This window comes from Oleiphilus sp. HI0128 (assembly GCF_001635365.1).
This window is the reverse complement of the sequence record NZ_LWGG01000513.1, coordinates 1-404: the sequence shown is the minus strand read 5'-3', so window position 1 is coordinate 404 and position 404 is coordinate 1. Positions and strand designations below refer to the sequence as shown.

Here is a 404-nt window from a genome sequence, read left to right as displayed (position 1 = left end):
GCAAAATACTTCCAAAAATCCAGCCCCAGTTGACTTGCGTTATAGCCTTTCCTTCGGCATACCTGCTAATCTTAAGCACATAATATTTTTGATGATTGCCGGAGATAAAAAGTGTTTTCACCCAGCCAACGACAATTCCCTAACAGCCGACTCCGTCGCATGCGCTTTCAAGACTTTTCCCGTCGCTTGATGCAGGAAAATACACTAACAGCCAATGACCTGATTTACCCCATGTTTATTCTTGAAGGTGTAAATAAACGCGAAGCTGTTAGCTCTATGCCCGGCGTTGAACGCCTGAGTATTGACCTACTACTAAAAGAGGCGCAGCAGCTACTAGAGCTTGGTATCCCCGCCGTCGCACTATTTCCCGTCACCCCGAGTAATGCCAAGTCTCTTGATGCCAA

At 46.5% G+C, this 404-nt stretch carries 1 pseudogene; it reads left to right on the top strand.

What is annotated here, in order from left to right:
- Nucleotides 1–159: 159 nt before the first annotated feature.
- Nucleotides 160–404 (top strand): annotated as a pseudogene (locus A3763_RS06095) (porphobilinogen synthase); the annotation flags it as partial.